This window comes from Nocardioides baekrokdamisoli, assembly GCF_003945325.1.
Taxonomy (GTDB): Bacteria; Actinomycetota; Actinomycetes; order Propionibacteriales; family Nocardioidaceae; genus Nocardioides; species Nocardioides baekrokdamisoli.
In genome coordinates this window covers 1,537,656-1,553,104 of record NZ_AP019307.1, presented here as the reverse complement: position 1 = coordinate 1,553,104, position 15,449 = coordinate 1,537,656, and the positions used below count along the sequence as shown (strand labels likewise).

Here is a 15,449-nt window from a genome sequence, read left to right as displayed (position 1 = left end):
CCGCCTCAGCGGCCGTTGCGTCAGGACTCGAAGCCGAGCCCGAGCGCGTCGAGCAGTCGTAGCCAGAGGTTGCGCCGTCCGCCGTTGCGGTCGGCGCGACCCAGCGACCACTGGGTCATCCAGATCCCGAGCGCCGCGATCGGCTCCGGCGGGAACGGGCCGGGGCGTCGCCGGACCATGCGTAGTGCGGTGCGCTCGGTCTCGCGCCCGTCCAGGAGGTCCAGCATCACCGCGGCTCCGAAACGGCTGGCGCCCACGCCCAGCCCGGTGTAGCCGAGCGCGTACGCCACCCGGCCGCGTCTGGCGAGGCCGAAGAAGGCACAGAAGCGGGTCGACGCGTCGATCGCACCGCCCCAGGCATGAGAGAATCGCAGGCCGGTCAGCGTCGGGTAGGTCTCGAAGAAGTGCTCGGCGAGCACGTCGTACGTGGCAGCGCGATGGTCGTACGCCGGGCTGATCCGCCGTCCGAAGTGATAGATCGCGTCGTAGCCGCCCCACAGGATCCGGTTGTCCGTGGTGAGCCGGTAGTAGTGGAAGAAGTTGCCGACATCGGCCAGCCCTTCGCGCCCCTCCCAGCCGATCGTTGCCAGCTGCTGGTCGCTGAGCGGCTCGGTCATGAGCGCGTAGTCGTAGACCGGTGCGATGTGCCAGCGGAGCCGCTGCAGCAGGGGTCGGTGGGCGTTGGTGGCCATGGCCACCCGGCGCGTGACGACGACACCCTCGGGCGTACGTACGTCGACTCCATGCCCCCGGGATCGCAGCCTCAGCGCAGGAGTGTCTTCGTAGATGCGTACGCCGAGCGCCTCGGCGACCCGTGCCAGACCCCAGGCGAGTGCTGCGGGGTCGAGGATCGCCACCGAGTCCGGACGCCACGAGCCGGCAAGGTACGTCGGGGACTCCACCTTGGCCCGGAGCCCGGCCGCATCGAGGAAGATCGCGTCGCTGCCGGGGACCTCTTCGCGGAGTTCGTCGATCTGGTGCGGCTGGGTGGCGATGTCGATCTCTCCGGTCCGCTCGAAGCCGCAGTCGATCCCGTACCGCCGGATCGTGTCCTCGATGGCGTCGAGATTCTCCAGCCCCAATCGCTGCAGAGTCTCGAATTCATCGGGCCACCTGGCGCGGCCGTTCGCCTCACCATGAGTGAGGCTGGCATCGCAGAAGCCTCCGTTGCGGCCCGTGGCGGCGCCCGCGACCCGCTCGGCATCGATCAGGACGATGTCGCGATCGGGGTCGGCCTCCTTCGCCAGGACCGCAGTCCACAGGCCGGTGAAGCCGCCACCGATGATCGCGAGGTCACACCGCTCCGTGCCTCGCAGGTGTGAGCGGGCCGGCGGGCGCAGGTCGGTGTCGAGCCAGTACGGCTCCCGACGTGCGCCCACCAGCGCCGGATGGGTCATGCGATATCGGCTGCGAGGTCCTCGGCGCTCAGCTCCTCAGCGCTCCTGCGAGGCAGGGTCTTGCCGCGGAAGTAGTCCGGCGAGAATGCCCACTGCAGGGCCATCAGGACGAAGCCGAACAGCAGCGACACGATGCCGACGACGCCGACGGCGCCGTAGCCCCAGATGGTCACGTTGTTGCCGGCGTCGTCGGCGAGGTAGTCGACCGCCAGGTAGGTGTGGGCTGCGTAGAAGAACATCACGAAGAGGAAGATGGCGCCGAGCAGCGGGAACAGCACCCGTGTGAAGAGGGTGAGTCCGGTGAGCACCTGCTTGCGGTAGAACCAGAAGCATGCGATGCCGGTGAGGCCGTAGTAGAACGCGATCTGCAGGCCGATCGCGCCGATGATCGCGTTCAGCAGGTTCTGGCTGATCAGGGTCATCGCGACGTAGAAGACGATCGAAACGACACCCATGCCGATCGTTGCCCATGTCGGGGTCAGGAACCGCTTGTGGATCGTGGCGAACTTCGTCGGGATCGCGCGGTGCGAGGCCATCGAGAGGGCGGTGCGAGCCGTTGGCAGGATCGTGGTCTGGGTGGAGGCTGCGGACGAGGTCAGGATCGTGATCGCCAGCAGCGCCAGACCGATGTGACCCAGGGCGCTGTGGCCGTAGAGCGACGGACCGATCGCGCTGAAGACGTCGCTGCCGTTGTTGCCGTTGCCGAGGCCGATGCCGTCGGTGCCGACGCCCGCGTACGCGATCGCGGCCACGGTGACCAGGACGTAGATGAGGAGCAGCATGACGGTGGAGATGACCGCGGCGCGGCCCGGCGTACGGCCGGGGTCGTCGGACTCCTCGTTGATGGAGACAGCAGTGTCCCAACCCCAGTAGATGAAGACGGCGAGCAGGACCGTGGAGGCGATCGCGGACATGCCGAGTCCGCCGGGCCACAACCAGCTGAGTGACGGATGCAGCGAACTGGCGGTGGCGTGGTGTGCATAGACCTTGATCAGCGCTACGGCGGCGAAGACCGAGAGAGTCACGATCTCGATCCCGAGGAGGGCGTACTGGAGTCGGGCCGAGACCTCAATACCACGGAAGCAGATGTAGGTCATGACGGCGATCCAGATGACGCCGGCGATCGTCGACCACAGGGTGCTCTGGTCGAGGGTGTTGTGGATCCCTGACTCGTTGGCGAGTGTGAAGGAGTACTTGCCAGCGATCTGAGCGAGGTTGGCCATCACGATGATGTCGGAGATGACGATCCCCCAGCCGCCCATGAACCCGACGATCGGACCGAACGCGCGGCTGGCCCAGGTGAAGGTGGTGCCGCAGTCGGGCTCCGCCTCGTTGAGCTCCTTGTAGGCCACGGCGATGAAGTACATCGGGATGAAGGCCAGCAGCATGATCGCCGGCGCTTTGAGGCCGGCGCCGCTGACAACGACGAGGCCGAGGGTGGCTGCCAGTGAGTACGCCGGTGCCGTCGACGCGATGCCGACGACGACGCTCCCGACGAGCCCCACCGCGCCCCGCTTGAGGCCCTTTTCCCTGCTCGATGCGGGCGTCAGGGTCGTGGTCGTGGACATATCACCTCGATGTCTTGGTGCGGGCTTGGTCACCCATGTGATTTGAACAACATACAAATAGTGGATCCACTATGACCCCAGTCACAGATAAGGTCAAGGGGTGGCATCAACAAAGGTCGTCCGACCGAAGCGGAAACTCGACGGTCTGCGTGATCGCGTACTCGATGAGGCCTGGGCGTTGCTCATCGAGCGCGGCGTGGCCGACCTGACTCTTGCCGAACTGGGGCGCCGTGTCGAGACCAGTGCCGGCCACCTCCTCTATCACTTCGGCAGCAAGGACGAGTTGCTGCTCGACCTGCTGCGGCGCAACGAGGCCGATCTCTGGCGCCAGTGGCGGCTCGTACGCGGTGGCGAGGCGGAGTTTCTGGCTGTGTACCGAGCCTTCTGCCGGCAGTTCCTGCCCGCCGGCGAGGGCGACCCGCGGTGGCTGGTGTGGCTTGAGCTGTGGCCCCGCGGACTGCGGGTCGAGGACCTGCGTGGTTCCTTCGACGAACTCGACGAAGCCTGGCGGATCGAGCTCGCGGACATGTTGGCTGACGCCGGCGTACCCGATCCGATGTCGTTGGCGCGCCGGGTCTGCTGGCTGCTGGACGGGCTCGCCGTGGCGATCGTGCTCGGCCAGACCGACGTGAGCGTGGACGAGGCGATCGAGCACGCGATTGCCTCATTGCCCGAGGACCTCCGCGTCTCAGGCTGAACCTCCTGTTTCGGCGCAGGGGCTTGCGCTGCTCTGTGACGTGCCTTACGTTTGTTTGAACGACGTTCAAACATCGACGAAGAACATGAGAGGTGGCGTCGAGATGACCGCGCGACTGACGACTCTGCAGCCTGCGACTCTGCGGATGCCTGCCGAGACCGAACCGCACCAGGCGACCTGGATGGCCTGGCCGTCCAGGTCGTACACGCTGGGCGAGACCGAGGCGGATGCCCTCGAGGCGCGTACGACCTGGGCCGCCGTGGCGAATGCGATCGTCGCGTTCGAGCCGGTGCACATGCTGGTGCCGCCGAGTGAGCGCGACGTCGTCGCGCATTTCCTCAAGCCGCAGGTCCAGGTCCACGAGGTCGAGTTGGACGACGCCTGGTTCCGCGACATCGGTCCGACCTTCGTGATCGACAACGGCGTACTCGCCGGCGTCGACTGGATCTTCAACGGCTGGGGCCAGCAGGAGTGGGCCAGCTGGCGCGAGGACGAGTGGGCGGCGGCGTCTGCGCTGAGCGAGGCGGGCGTACGTCGGATCGAGAGCCGTATGGTCAACGAGGGCGGCGGGATCCAGGTCGACGGTGCCGGCACCGTCCTCGTCACGGAGACCGTCCAGCTCGACCCGGGTCGCAACCGTGGATGGACCAAGGCCCAGGTCGAGGCTGAGTTGGCGCGCACCATCGGTGCCCGCAAGGTGATCTGGTTGCCGCGCGGCCTGACCCGCGACAGCGAACAGTTCGGCACCCGCGGGCACGTCGATCTGCTGGCCTGCTTCATCAGCCCCGCGACCGTCCTGGTCCACGACCAGCGCAACCCTGAGCACCCGGATCACGCCGTGAGCGCGGAGTTGATTGCGACGCTCGAAGCCAGTACGGACGCCGACGGTCGGCCGCTCAAGGTGGTCCGGATGCCGGCTCCGGCCACCCTCCGCGACGCCGAGGGGTGGGTCGACTACAGCTACATCAACCACTACGTCTGCAACGGCGCCGTGATCATGTGCGCGTTCGGCGACCCGGTCGACGGCGGCGCAGCCGCGATCCTCGCGGAGGCTTACCCCGGTCGCGAGGTCGTACGCATCGACGCCCGGCCCCTCTTCGCCCGCGGTGGTGGCATCCACTGCATCACCCAGCAGCAGCCCGCTGTCTGATCTCGATCACTCACAAGGACATCCGATGCAACTTCGAGTCGCTTCCGCCCAGCCGTCGCTGGCCCGTGTGCAGCCTGCCGACGGTCGTACCCTCACCGTCGGCGTCATCCAGACCCGCTGGCACGACGACGTCCTCGTGCATCAGGCGGTGCTTGAGGACGGCATCGCCCAGGCCGCCGGCGCCGGCGCCCAGGTCGTCTTCCTCCAGGAGCTGACGCTCTCGCGCTACCCGGCCGACATCCGGCCAGCCGGTCGCCCGGCCGACACCGCCGAACCGCTCGAAGGTGGACCGACGCACGCGTTCTGTGCGCGGGTCGCCACTGCTCAGGACGTGTACGTGCACGCCTCGCTCTACGAAGCAGCCGAAGGTCTTGCGGGGGAGGACGGGCTCGGCTACAACACCGCGATCCTGGTGGCGCCGAGCGGCGAGATCGTGGCGCGTACGCGCAAACTCCACATCCCGGTGACCGAGGGCTACTTCGAGGACCAGTACTTCCGTCACGGCCCGGCCGACGTGCCGTACCCGGTGCACACCGTCGATCTGGCCGGCGCTCCCAAGCTCGGTCTGCCGACGTGCTGGGACCAGTGGTTCCCGGAGCTCGCCCGGGCGTACTCGCTCGCGGGGGCCGAGGTGCTCGCCTACCCGACCGCGATCGGGTCCGAGCCGGACCACCCGGATTTCGACACCCAACTGCTGTGGCAGTCGGTGATCGTCGGCAACGGCATCGCCAACGGGCTGTTCATGTGTGTGCCGAACCGCTGGGGTGACGAGGGCCGGATCACCTTCTACGGCTCGTCCTTCATCAGCGACCCGTACGGCCGCATCCTGGTCCAGGCACCGCGTGCCGGCGATTACGCGCTGGTGGCGGAATTGGACCTGGCGCAGCGCAGCGACTGGCTCGAACTGTTCCCGTTCCTGCGGACGCGGCGGCCTGACACGTACGAGAGCCTCACGGCGCAGTAGGGCGAGATGCGCGGACCTCGCGGGCCCGCCATCACCGCTAGACGATGACGACATACCACTTTCCACTGACTCGCTGACACGGCGAAGCGGCGGTCGCCGCAGTCGCCGCGGTCTTCGTGAGAGCCCACGCCTGATCAAAAGTGAGTGCAGCTGAAGGCATCCCGCTGCTCGGGTCCGAAATGTCCTGGCAGTGCCCGGCGACGCACATGTGCCCCGTGATGGACACGAGGGCGCGACTACCGGACACGACTGTTTGATGGAACGCAGCATGTGTGAACGTCATTTCTGACATCAGCGGAACGTACTGGGATGTGCACATCGCCCGCTCGCTGGCGACAACGACCGCACAGGCTCGCGCGCCATCATGTGCCTGGATCGCCGCCGTGAATTCCTGAGCAGCGGCCAGAGGAGTGTTCGCCGCCGCGGGCGACGAAGAAGCGGTCGTCGCGACCGGCGAGGGGGTACTGGCGACGGCGACGGAGGAACTGCTTGCGGCGGTGGAACTGGACCCGCCACAACCAGCCAGTGCGAGGCAGCCGATGGCGGCCGCCGTCATCGTGATCGCAATATCGCGACAGTTGGTGCGCATGCTCTTTTCCCTCTTCGTTGGCTGGATCTGACGGCCGTTCCTTGACCTCGTGGCGAAGCGAGCCGATGCTCTCATGCGGGCGACGACTGTGTGCGTCGCAAAAACACGAAACCCCGAATGACGGCTGAAAGACTCGTCGTATGGCCTCTTGTTGCCATCGGAACCCTGCGCCTCGTAGTGATGACCAGCCAGAAGTTACGCGATCGGCCGGTTCTCGTAGTACGTCTGCAGCACCACCGTCGTCTCGGTGCTCACCGACGCAGCCGTACGGATCTCGCCGAGCAGTGATTCCAGGCGCCGGGGCGAAGCAACTCGCACGAAGAGGATGTAGCTCGCCTTGCCGGCCACCGAGTGGCATGCCTCGATCTCGCTCAGGTGCTCCACCAACTCCGGAGCGTTGTCCGGCTGCGCCGGGTCGAGCGGCGTGATCTCGATGAAGGCTGAGAGTGGTCGGCCGGCGGAAGCCGGATCGATGATCGCTCGGTAGCCGGTGATCACCCCGCGTGCCTCCAGGCGGCGTACGCGGCTCTGGACCGCCGACACCGATAACCCGACCGCGGTCGAGAGGTCGGCGAGCGTCGCTCGCGCGTCGGCCGACAGGGCGCGCACGATCCCTTCGTCGACGGTGTCGTCGAGGGGGCCCAGCGGCTCAGGGAGTACGAGCATGAGCACAGATTATCGCAATGCAGACGGAAAACATCCGGTCCGGAACTATAAACAACGGAAAGATTCCGGCTACGCTTGTAATAGAAGCCCAGGATCGGAGGTTCCCATGACCATCAGCACGCAGCGTACGTCCGCAGCCATCATCGGAGAGCCCGAGGTCCTCGAGGACAGCGCCGCGTGGAAGGCGCTCAAGCAGGCCGCCATCGAGCTCCAGGCCCTCCAGCAGCAGGACGGATCGATCCCGGACGCCTATGCCGAGGCCCGCGTACATGTCGCCACGATCATCGACGCGATCGAGACCCTCCGCCCGCACTTCCCGCACGACGACGCGTACCTGCGTGCCTCCGTCAAGGACTTCGAGCGCTGGGCCGACGGCGGCTTCGGTGTGCCCGATTTCCTCGACTCACTGGTCGCCTTCGAGCCGCAGAAGCACCGCATCGACGGCCTGCGCCACCTGGTGGTGTTCCCGATGTATACCCAGAACGGATCGAGCAACCGGTACGTCGAGGCGCTCATCGTCGAGGTCATCTGGCCTGCGTTCGTCGCCGACCTCGAAGCGGGCGACTACGGCAACAAGCTGTTCCTCTCGCTGAGGCTGATCGACTTCACGCCCGGTTATGACACCAACTCGGCCGTCCTCTTCCCGGAGACGGTCGCCATGCGGGAGATCCCGACCTTCACGTGGGGCGCGATCTTCCAGGACCGTGAGGCCGCTCGCTACCGCCGCGTCGTCCGCGCAGCCGCCGACATCACCAGGCTCGAGCTCCCGCCGATCGCTGCGCACATGCTCGACGACCAGGCCCTCACCGAGCAGACGTTCGTGATGTGGGACCTCATCCACGACCGGACCCACATGCGCGGAGACCTGCCGTTCGATCCGTTCATGATCAAGCAGCGGATGCCGTACTTCCTCTACTCCCTCGAGGAGCTGCGCTGCGACCTGACTGCGTTCCGGGAGTCGGTACGCATCCGGCAGGTGCTGTCCGCCCGCGACGATCTCGACGAGGCCGAGGCCACGACCCTCACGCATGCCGGGCTGGTCCAGTACGCGATCATCTTCGACCGGATCTTCCGGTTCGCGATCACCGGCTCACGCGTACGCAACTACGACGGGCTCGGCGGCCAGCTGCTCTTCGCGTGGCTGCACCAGCGGGGCGTACTCGATTGGACCGACACGTCGCTCACCTTCGACTGGGACGGAGTCCCGGCCGCCGTGGTCGCTCTCGGCGAGACGATCGACGAGCTCTACTGGCGCTCGATCGACCGACCGAAGACCGCGCACTGGCTGGCGGCATACGACTTGGTCCGCTCGACCCTGACGCCGGCTCCGGCGTCGCTGTGGGCGCGTGGCCTGCCGGACGAGATCCTTGCCGGCCCGCCGAAGGGCTACACGGACTCCGTACTTGACGACGAGTTCCCGTTGTCGATGTTCTACGAGTCACTGGACAAGAAGATGAGTGCTGTCATCGCGTCCACGGAAGGCATCGTCGGCACCGACCAGGAGAAACCATGAGTCTGCACAACCCCGACGTCCGCGGCTTCGCGTCCGACAACTACTCGGGCATCCATCCCGAGGTGTTGGCGGCGATCGCGGCAGCCAACGGCGGCCACCAGGTCGCCTACGGCGAGGACGCGTACACCGAGCACCTGCAGGAGGTGTTCGTACGCCACTTCGGCGACGGAGTCGAGGCGTACCCGGTCTTCAACGGGACCGGCGCCAACGTGGTCGGGTTGCAGTCGATGCTGCCGCGGTGGGGTGCGGTCGTGACCGCGACCAGCGCGCACATCAACACCGACGAGGCCGGTGCACCAGAGCGGGTCGCCGGGATCAAGCTGCTCACCGTGCCGACCCCTGACGGCAAGCTCACCCCCGAGTTGATCGACCGGGAGGCCTGGGGCTGGGGCGACGAGCACCGCGCCCAGCCGCTGGTCGTCTCGATCACGCAGTCGACCGAACTCGGCACGCTCTACACGGTCGAGGAGATCCGGGCGATCACTGCGCACGCGCACGGGCTCGGCATGCGCGTGCACATGGACGGTGCGCGGATCTCGAACGCCGCGGCCGCCCTGGGTGTCGGATTGCGTACGTTCACCCGCGATGCCGGCGTCGACGTGCTCAGCTTCGGCGGCACCAAGAACGGAGCCATGCTGGGTGAGGCCGTGGTCATCCTCGATCCTGCGGCGTCGACCGGGCTGAAGTACCTCCGCAAGCTGGACATGCAGCTCGCCTCGAAGATGCGGTTCGTGTCGGCGCAGCTGATCGCACTGCTCGAGGGAGACCTGTGGCTGCGCAACGCGACCCACTCGAACGCGATGGCGCAGCGGTTGCGCGCCGGCGTCGAGGCCGGGATCGCGGACGGGTCGATCACCGATGTCGTGCTGTCGCGACCGACCCAGGCCAACGGGGTGTTCGCGACGCTGCCGCCCGGTGTGGCCGACCGGCTGCGGGAGTCGTTCCGGTTCTACGACTGGGATGTCGCTACCGGCGAGGTGCGCTGGATGTGCAGCTTCGACACCACCGAGGCCGATGTCGACGCACTTGTCGCGGCGGTCGCCCAGGAGACGTCCCGAACCTGAGGGTGTTGCGCATCACATCTTCGAGCCGTACAGTGAATGCAGTTTTGAACGGCATTCAAACAACGGGAATCGCACATGACTGAGACACACACCGTCGACACGATCATCGTCGGCGCCGGCGTGACCGGGCTGACCGCGGCACGGCGGCTGACCGAGGCGGGCCAGGACGTACTCGTCCTCGAAGCCCGCGACCGGGTCGGAGGACGTCTGCGTACCGAGACGCACGACGGCGCCCATTTCGAGATCGGCGGCCAGTGGGTCTCGCCGGACCAGACCGCGTTGATCGAGATGGTCGAGGAGCTCGGTCTCGAGACGTACTCGCGCTTCCGCGAAGGCGAGTCCCTCTACATCGCCGCCGACCGGACCGCCCGACGCTTCACCGGCGAGGTGCTCCCGGTGAGCGAACAGACCAACGCCGAGATCGATCGCCTGATCGACATCCTCGACAAGCTGTCGGCGGACATGGACCCGGACCGACCGTGGGCTCACCCGCTGGCCGCCGAGCTCGATCAGGTCACCTTCGGCCAGTGGCTCGAGGCGCAGACCGACGACGTCGAGGCGCGCGACAACATCGCGCTCTACATCGGCCCAGCGATGATCACGAAGCCGGTCTGGTCCTTCTCGGCCCTCACCGCTGTCCTGATGTGTGCGAGCGCCGGCTCGTTCACGCACCTCGTCGACGCCGACTTCATCCTCGACAAGCGCGTCGTCGGCGGGCTGTCGTCGGTGCCGGCGGCACTCGCATCCGGGCTCGCTGGCAAGGTCCGTCTCAATGCCGATGTGACCCACGTATGCCAGGACGACAACTGTGTCGTCGTGACGGTCGACGGTGAGGACATCGCTGCCGCCCACGTGATCCTCGCGCTCCCGCCGACGCACGTACGCCGGATCCGGATCGCCCCCGACCTTCCGTGGGAGCACCGCAGTGGTCGCGAACACCAGTCGTTCGGCCTCGTGATCAAGGTGCAGGCCGAGTACGCCACCCCGTTCTGGCGCGAGTCGGGCCTGTCGGGCACCGGGTTCGGTCCGTACGAACTGGTCCACGAGGTGTACGACAACACCTGGGCCAGCGGTGCCGGGGAGGACGGCGGAATGCTGGTCGCATTCGTGTCAGGCCTTCACGCCGACGAGGTCGGCCGGCTCCCCGAGGACGAGCGACGATCCCGGATCCTCGAGGGCCTGGCGACCTACTTCGGCGAGCGCGCCCTGCACCCGCGCGTCTACAAGGAGAGCGACTGGCAGCACCAGGAGCTCACCGGCGGCGCGTACGCCACGTCGTTCGACGTCGGCAGCATGACCAGGTACGGCCACACCCTCCGCGAGCCTGTCGGCCGCATCCACTTCGGCAGCAGCGACGTCGCGGGGCTCGGCTTCCAGCACGTCGACGGTGCCGTTCGCATGGGCTCGCTGCTGGCTCGCACCATCCTTGAAGGAGACCACGCATGATCCACAACGTCATCGACGGGAAGCTGGTGCCGGCTGCGAGCGGTCAGACCACCGACCTCGTCGACCCGGTCACAGGGCAGCCGTACGAGACCGCGGCGCTCTCCCGTGAGGCCGACGTCGACGCCGCGTACGCCGCAGCGGCCCGCGCGCAGGTGACCTGGCGTCGGACGACGCCGAGCCAACGCCAGGCGTACCTGCTCAAGCTGGCCGATGCGTTCGACGCCCGTGCCGAGGACCTGCTCGCGGCAGAGGTACGCAACACCGGCAAGCCGGTCGAGATGACCCGCTCGGAGGAGATCGTCGGCGGCATCGACCAGCTGCGATTCTTCGCTGGTGCAGCGCGCAGCCTCGAGGGCTCGGCGGCGACCGAATACCTCGAGGGCCACACCTCGTACGTGCGTCGCGAGCCGGTCGGCATCGTCGGTCAGGTCGCTCCCTGGAACTACCCCTGGCAGATGGCGATCTGGAAGATCGGACCCGCGCTGGCCGCGGGCAACACGGTCGTCCTCAAGCCTTCGGACACCACCCCGGTGACGGCGTCCTTGATGGCCGAGATCGCCGCCGACATCCTGCCTCCGGGGGTCTTCAACGTCGTCTGCGGTGACCGCGACACCGGCCGATTGGTCGTGTCGCACCCGGCCGCGGCGCTGGTGTCGATCACCGGCTCGACCGGCGCTGGCAAGCAGGTGGCGGCCGCCGCCGCGGTCGACCTCAAGCGGGCGCATCTCGAGTTGGGTGGCAAGGCTCCGGCCGTCGTCTTCGCCGATGCGGACATCGACGCCACGATCGAGGGGATCTGCGTCGGAGCATTCTTCAACGCCGGCCAGGACTGCACGGCGGTCACCCGGGTCCTGGTGGCCGAGGAGATCGCCGACGACTTCACCGAGCGGCTGGTGAAGGCCGTCTCGGAGCTGCGGACGGCGGGCCCGGAGGATCCGGACGCGACGTACGGCCCGCTCAACAACGCGGCACAGTTCGCGCGGGTGTCGGCCGTGGTCGAGACTCTGCCGGCTCACGCCCGGGTACTCACCGGTGGCCATCGAGTCGGGACCGAGGGCTACTTCTACGCACCGACCGTGGTCGTGGGCGTACGCCAGAGTGACGCGATCGTCCAGGGCGAGACCTTCGGGCCGGTCATCACGGTCCAGACGTTCGCGTCCGAGGACGAGGCGATGGACCTGGCCAACGGTGTCGACTTCGCGCTGGCGGCCAGCGTGTGGACCCGCAACCACGGTACGGCGATGCGCTGCTCGGCCACGCTCGACTTCGGCTGTGTCTGGGTCAACACGCACATCCCGCTGGTCGCGGAGATGCCGCACGGAGGCTTCAAGCAGTCCGGCTATGGCAAGGATCTCTCGCACTACGCGGTCGAGGAGTACACGCGTGTCAAGCACGTGATGCACGCCCACATCTGACGGCTCCCGACCGAAGGCCCCGACGTGAGTCGGGGCCTTCGGCGTACTCCGATCGACGGGTCAACGCGTACGGAGAACGGGATGGTCGGCGTGGTTGTTTCGGATCAGGCGGGTCGGTGCCTGTGTGGGAAGTGACGGGGGCCACATCTCCATAGCGTTCTCAGTGGCAGAACTCGGGAAATCCGGTTCCACACAACAAGCAAAGGAAACACCATGAACAACATCCTCGCCGCCTTCGTTGCCCTGCAGTCTCGCTTCTTCGCCACCGACGACGAGCGTGGCGCGACCGCCACCGAGTACGCGCTGCTCCTCGCCTTCATCGCCATCGTCATCATCACCGCCGTCACCCTGCTCGGCAGCAACATCACCGGCCTGTTCAACAAGGCCGCCAGCTCGATCGCCTGATCGAGCTGCGCATGTAAGACGTCCGCATCACGGGATCACCGATGCCTGAGCCGGCCGATGACGAGCACGGCGCGCAGGCAGTGGAATTCGCACTGCTCTTCGCGTTGGTCATCGGACCCATGCTCTACGGCATCATCGGTCTCGGCTTCGCTCTCCATCAGAAGATCACGATGGCCGAGCTGGCCCGTGAAGCGGCTCGAGTTCAGGCGATCTGCCTGAGCAGCGGTACCGGATGTCCAACGTCGGCGCAGACCCGAGCACTTTCCATCTACTCGGGACCTGCGCCGACGTGGACCTGGGCATCCACCACTTGTAGCGCGACCTCGGGTTACGCGGCGGATGTCACCGTCACCGTCTCGGTCGGCGCCTACTTCCCGATGCCGTCCTTCATACCGATGTCGACAGTGACCGGAACGGCGACCGCGCCATGCGGAGGCTGAACTCGACCGATGACCGCGGTGCGACAGCCCTGATCATGGCGCTCGTCGTGTCCAGCCTCCTGATGAGCCTCGGCTACCTGGTGATCACGGTCGGCGGCTGGTACGTCGCCCGGACCATGGACCAGAACGCAGCAGACTCCGCTGCCGAAGCTGTCGCAGAATGGTGCGGCACCCAACTCTCGGCGGGCCAACTCTGCTCCCAGGACCAGGCGCAAACGGTGGCGGCGCACTACGCCGACGGCTCATCCAACGGCGGACTCGCCCAGTGGGCACAGACGGTCTGCGGGACCCTTCCGGGTCTGACCGCGTGTTCCATGACATTCCTCAACTCTTCGACCGGCTGCCCCGCCACGGGCCCTTCGACCGGCTATGTCGATGTCCTGGTCACGCCCAGGACTGACGGCAACCCGACCATGAAGAACTTGTTGGCATCGGGGACCCAACGCGTCTCGGCGTGCGCCCAGGCCGGCCTCATCACCGCCGGGTCCTGCGTGACCTGCGTGGGGATCACCATCTCCTTGTGCGAGTGGAACCTCGACACAGCCAACGGCACCTCGTTCGCCGCCAGCACTGTTCCGACCTATCTCGACACGATCACCGCGCGGCGCAGCAACCCGGCGTACGGCCTCTCGTTGCTCAATCTGTACGTCCTGGACGGGATCTACGATCCGCGCAACCCCGCCAACAAGTACAACCTCTCACCGCCGGCGCCGAGCAACGCCTCGATCGCCGGGAGCGAGACCGTGCTGTACATCCACGGTGGGTCGACCAACAACTGCCCGGGCGCCTCGACTCCAGCAGGTGGCTTCGGCTGGACTGCGCCGAGTTCCGGCACGACGTGTTCCACGGCGATCGTCAACTCGACGTATGCCGGCGCCCCGGGCAACGCGGCGAACGACTGCTACTCGGTTTTCGATGCCTCGCGCACCAATGGCACACCGATCTACATCCCGGTGTACGACAGCTACACCGGCGGAGGTTCGGGCACCGTCTACCACCTGGCCGGTCTCGCGGCGTTCGTCGTGACCGGCTGGGACGTGGGCACCGGCGGTTCCACTTGGGGCACCGGGCCGTCATCCCGGAAGGCAGCGTCCTCGATCGCGCTCGCCGACAGCGGCCTGAAGGCCTCAGACACGCAGTACTGCGGCAAGACGTACACAGGCTCGCCGTCGAACAGCTGCGTCTATGGCTACTTCACCCACGTACTGGTGCCCGCCGGGGTGTTCGGCCCCGGGCCGGGCGGGAACCTCGGCCTCGAGTCGGTCGCGCTCACAGGCTGACCGTTGTCGCCTGGCCGTACGCCTCTCGGGATGGTCGGCATGGTTGTTTCGGATCAGGTGGGTCAGTGCCTGTGTGGGAAGTGGCGCGGGCCACATGTCCATAGCGTTCTCAGTAGCAGAACTCGGGACCTGCACATCAACCACTAGGGGAGGAAAACCCACATGAACAACATCTTGGCCGCCTTCGTTGCCCTGCAGTCTCGCTTCTTCGCCACCGACGACGAGCGTGGCGCGACCGCCACCGAGTACGCGCTGCTGCTCGCCTTCATCGCCATCGTCATCATCACCGCTGTGACCCTGCTCGGCAGCAACATCACGGGCCTCTTCAACAAGGCTGCGAGCTCGATCGCCTGATCGAGCCCACTGCGGCTGTTGTCACCCCTCCTGGGGTTTCGATCGGCGGCGCAGGCCACAGCAGCTCCACCTGCTTGTGCCCGCGTCGCCGATCGGCGTTTTCAGGGACGGACGCCGGCTCAGCGCGACCAACGGTCAGACAACTCGTCTAGTGCTTTCGGATAAGGAAGCGCTGGTCTCGCGTGGGAAGTGACCGAGGCCACAACTTCATAACGTCGGAGTGGCACTACTCGGTGCTTGATCAATTACTCAGGGGGAACTCACATGAACAACATCCAGGCCGCCATCGTTGCCCTTCAGGCTCGCTTCTTCGGCATCGACGACGAGCGTGGTGCGACCGCCACCGAGTACGCGCTGCTCCTCGCCTTCATCGCCATCGTGATCATCGTCGCCGTGACCCTGCTCGGCAGCAACATCACCGGCCTGTTCAACAACGCCGCCAGCTCGATCGCTCCCTGATCGAACACCAAATTCAAGCGTTCGCGATGGGCAGCACTCGGG

At 66.7% G+C, this 15,449-nt stretch carries 16 protein-coding genes; 13 read left to right on the top strand and 3 right to left on the bottom strand.

What is annotated here, in order from left to right; all coding sequences use genetic code 11:
* Nucleotides 1-20: 20 nt before the first annotated feature.
* Nucleotides 21-1,397, bottom strand: a complete 1,377-nt coding sequence (locus KCTC_RS07495) for an NAD(P)/FAD-dependent oxidoreductase (RefSeq protein ID WP_125568234.1) — start codon at nucleotides 1,395-1,397, stop codon at nucleotides 21-23.
* The gene (locus KCTC_RS07490) at nucleotides 1,394-2,965 is read right to left on the bottom strand and encodes an APC family permease (RefSeq protein WP_125568232.1); all 1,572 of its coding nucleotides are present in this window, start codon (nucleotides 2,963-2,965) and stop codon (nucleotides 1,394-1,396) included. Before KCTC_RS07490 ends, KCTC_RS07495 begins: the two co-directional genes overlap by 4 nt.
* 100 nt (nucleotides 2,966-3,065) lie before the next feature.
* On the opposite strand from KCTC_RS07490, the gene KCTC_RS07485 reads away from it, so the two are divergent.
* From KCTC_RS07485 to KCTC_RS07470, 4 genes are all read left to right on the top strand, one after another.
* A complete protein-coding gene (locus KCTC_RS07485) occupies nucleotides 3,066-3,662 on the top strand; it encodes a TetR/AcrR family transcriptional regulator (protein ID WP_125568230.1) in 597 nt (198 codons plus the stop codon).
* 103 nt (nucleotides 3,663-3,765) lie between these two features.
* Nucleotides 3,766-4,812 carry an agmatine deiminase family protein gene (locus tag KCTC_RS07480; protein ID WP_197715155.1) on the top strand — a complete coding sequence of 349 codons (1,047 nt, stop codon included), beginning with the start codon at nucleotides 3,766-3,768 and terminating at the stop codon, nucleotides 4,810-4,812.
* Nucleotides 4,813-4,837: 25 nt separating this feature from the next.
* The gene (locus KCTC_RS07475) at nucleotides 4,838-5,776 is read left to right on the top strand and encodes a nitrilase-related carbon-nitrogen hydrolase (protein ID WP_125568228.1); all 939 of its coding nucleotides are present in this window, start codon (nucleotides 4,838-4,840) and stop codon (nucleotides 5,774-5,776) included.
* 410 nt (nucleotides 5,777-6,186) lie between these two features.
* On the top strand, nucleotides 6,187-6,396 hold the full coding sequence (locus tag KCTC_RS07470; protein ID WP_125568226.1) for a hypothetical protein: 210 nt from the start codon (nucleotides 6,187-6,189) through the stop codon (nucleotides 6,394-6,396).
* A 164-nt stretch (nucleotides 6,397-6,560) separates the two neighbouring features.
* Here the strand turns inward: KCTC_RS07470 and KCTC_RS07465 are convergent, their stop codons facing one another.
* Nucleotides 6,561-7,031: an Lrp/AsnC family transcriptional regulator gene (locus KCTC_RS07465; RefSeq protein WP_125568224.1), complete on the bottom strand. Its 471-nt coding sequence runs from the start codon at nucleotides 7,029-7,031 to the stop codon at nucleotides 6,561-6,563.
* Nucleotides 7,032-7,137: 106 nt separating this feature from the next.
* Here KCTC_RS07465 and KCTC_RS07460 point away from each other — a divergent pair, with 106 nt between their 5' ends.
* The 9 genes from KCTC_RS07460 to KCTC_RS07420 all read left to right on the top strand — a co-directional run bounded on the left by KCTC_RS07460 (nucleotide 7,138) and on the right by KCTC_RS07420 (nucleotide 15,407).
* Nucleotides 7,138-8,544 carry a DUF6421 family protein gene (locus KCTC_RS07460; protein ID WP_125568222.1) on the top strand — a complete coding sequence of 469 codons (1,407 nt, stop codon included), beginning with the start codon at nucleotides 7,138-7,140 and terminating at the stop codon, nucleotides 8,542-8,544.
* Entirely contained in the window at nucleotides 8,541-9,608 is a 1,068-nt protein-coding gene (locus KCTC_RS07455; RefSeq protein WP_125568220.1) for a threonine aldolase family protein, read from the top strand. The genes KCTC_RS07460 and KCTC_RS07455 overlap by 4 nt, the downstream gene beginning before the upstream one ends.
* A gap of 75 nt (nucleotides 9,609-9,683) precedes the next feature.
* Nucleotides 9,684-11,054, top strand: coding sequence for a flavin monoamine oxidase family protein (locus KCTC_RS07450; RefSeq protein WP_125568218.1), 1,371 nt, complete (start codon nucleotides 9,684-9,686; stop codon nucleotides 11,052-11,054).
* Nucleotides 11,051-12,469, top strand: a complete 1,419-nt coding sequence (locus KCTC_RS07445) for a gamma-aminobutyraldehyde dehydrogenase (protein WP_125568216.1) — start codon at nucleotides 11,051-11,053, stop codon at nucleotides 12,467-12,469. The genes KCTC_RS07450 and KCTC_RS07445 overlap by 4 nt, the downstream gene beginning before the upstream one ends.
* A 213-nt stretch (nucleotides 12,470-12,682) precedes the next feature.
* The gene (locus KCTC_RS07440; RefSeq protein WP_125568210.1) at nucleotides 12,683-12,874 is read left to right on the top strand and encodes a Flp family type IVb pilin; all 192 of its coding nucleotides are present in this window, start codon (nucleotides 12,683-12,685) and stop codon (nucleotides 12,872-12,874) included.
* Nucleotides 12,875-12,915: 41 nt separating this feature from the next.
* Nucleotides 12,916-13,314, top strand: a complete 399-nt coding sequence (locus KCTC_RS07435; protein WP_125568214.1) for a TadE/TadG family type IV pilus assembly protein — start codon at nucleotides 12,916-12,918, stop codon at nucleotides 13,312-13,314.
* The gene (locus KCTC_RS07430; RefSeq protein ID WP_125568212.1) at nucleotides 13,302-14,594 is read left to right on the top strand and encodes a pilus assembly protein TadG-related protein; all 1,293 of its coding nucleotides are present in this window, start codon (nucleotides 13,302-13,304) and stop codon (nucleotides 14,592-14,594) included. The genes KCTC_RS07435 and KCTC_RS07430 overlap by 13 nt, the downstream gene beginning before the upstream one ends.
* A 162-nt stretch (nucleotides 14,595-14,756) precedes the next feature.
* Nucleotides 14,757-14,948: a Flp family type IVb pilin gene (locus KCTC_RS07425; RefSeq protein WP_125568210.1), complete on the top strand. Its 192-nt coding sequence runs from the start codon at nucleotides 14,757-14,759 to the stop codon at nucleotides 14,946-14,948.
* A 264-nt stretch (nucleotides 14,949-15,212) separates the two neighbouring features.
* Nucleotides 15,213-15,407, top strand: a complete 195-nt coding sequence (locus KCTC_RS07420; protein ID WP_125568208.1) for a Flp family type IVb pilin — start codon at nucleotides 15,213-15,215, stop codon at nucleotides 15,405-15,407.
* Nucleotides 15,408-15,449 lie beyond the last annotated feature (42 nt).

Excerpts from the sequence above, each read along its gene's own strand:
- KCTC_RS07495 (WP_125568234.1), bottom strand. The coding sequence starts at position 1,397 with ATGACCCATCCGGCGCTGGTGGGCGCACGTCGGGAGCCGTACTGGCTC.
- KCTC_RS07450 (WP_125568218.1), top strand. The coding sequence starts at position 9,684 with ATGACTGAGACACACACCGTCGACACGATCATCGTCGGCGCCGGCGTG.
- KCTC_RS07430 (WP_125568212.1), top strand. The coding sequence starts at position 13,302 with ATGCGGAGGCTGAACTCGACCGATGACCGCGGTGCGACAGCCCTGATC.
- KCTC_RS07465 (WP_125568224.1), bottom strand. The coding sequence starts at position 7,031 with ATGCTCGTACTCCCTGAGCCGCTGGGCCCCCTCGACGACACCGTCGAC.
- KCTC_RS07475 (WP_125568228.1), top strand. The coding sequence starts at position 4,838 with ATGCAACTTCGAGTCGCTTCCGCCCAGCCGTCGCTGGCCCGTGTGCAG.
- KCTC_RS07420 (WP_125568208.1), top strand. The coding sequence starts at position 15,213 with ATGAACAACATCCAGGCCGCCATCGTTGCCCTTCAGGCTCGCTTCTTC.
- KCTC_RS07440 (WP_125568210.1), top strand. The coding sequence starts at position 12,683 with ATGAACAACATCCTCGCCGCCTTCGTTGCCCTGCAGTCTCGCTTCTTC.
- KCTC_RS07435 (WP_125568214.1), top strand. The coding sequence starts at position 12,916 with ATGCCTGAGCCGGCCGATGACGAGCACGGCGCGCAGGCAGTGGAATTC.
- KCTC_RS07455 (WP_125568220.1), top strand. The coding sequence starts at position 8,541 with ATGAGTCTGCACAACCCCGACGTCCGCGGCTTCGCGTCCGACAACTAC.
- KCTC_RS07480 (WP_197715155.1), top strand. The coding sequence starts at position 3,766 with ATGACCGCGCGACTGACGACTCTGCAGCCTGCGACTCTGCGGATGCCT.
- KCTC_RS07460 (WP_125568222.1), top strand. The coding sequence starts at position 7,138 with ATGACCATCAGCACGCAGCGTACGTCCGCAGCCATCATCGGAGAGCCC.
- KCTC_RS07425 (WP_125568210.1), top strand. The coding sequence starts at position 14,757 with ATGAACAACATCTTGGCCGCCTTCGTTGCCCTGCAGTCTCGCTTCTTC.
- KCTC_RS07445 (WP_125568216.1), top strand. The coding sequence starts at position 11,051 with ATGATCCACAACGTCATCGACGGGAAGCTGGTGCCGGCTGCGAGCGGT.
- KCTC_RS07490 (WP_125568232.1), bottom strand. The coding sequence starts at position 2,965 with ATGTCCACGACCACGACCCTGACGCCCGCATCGAGCAGGGAAAAGGGC.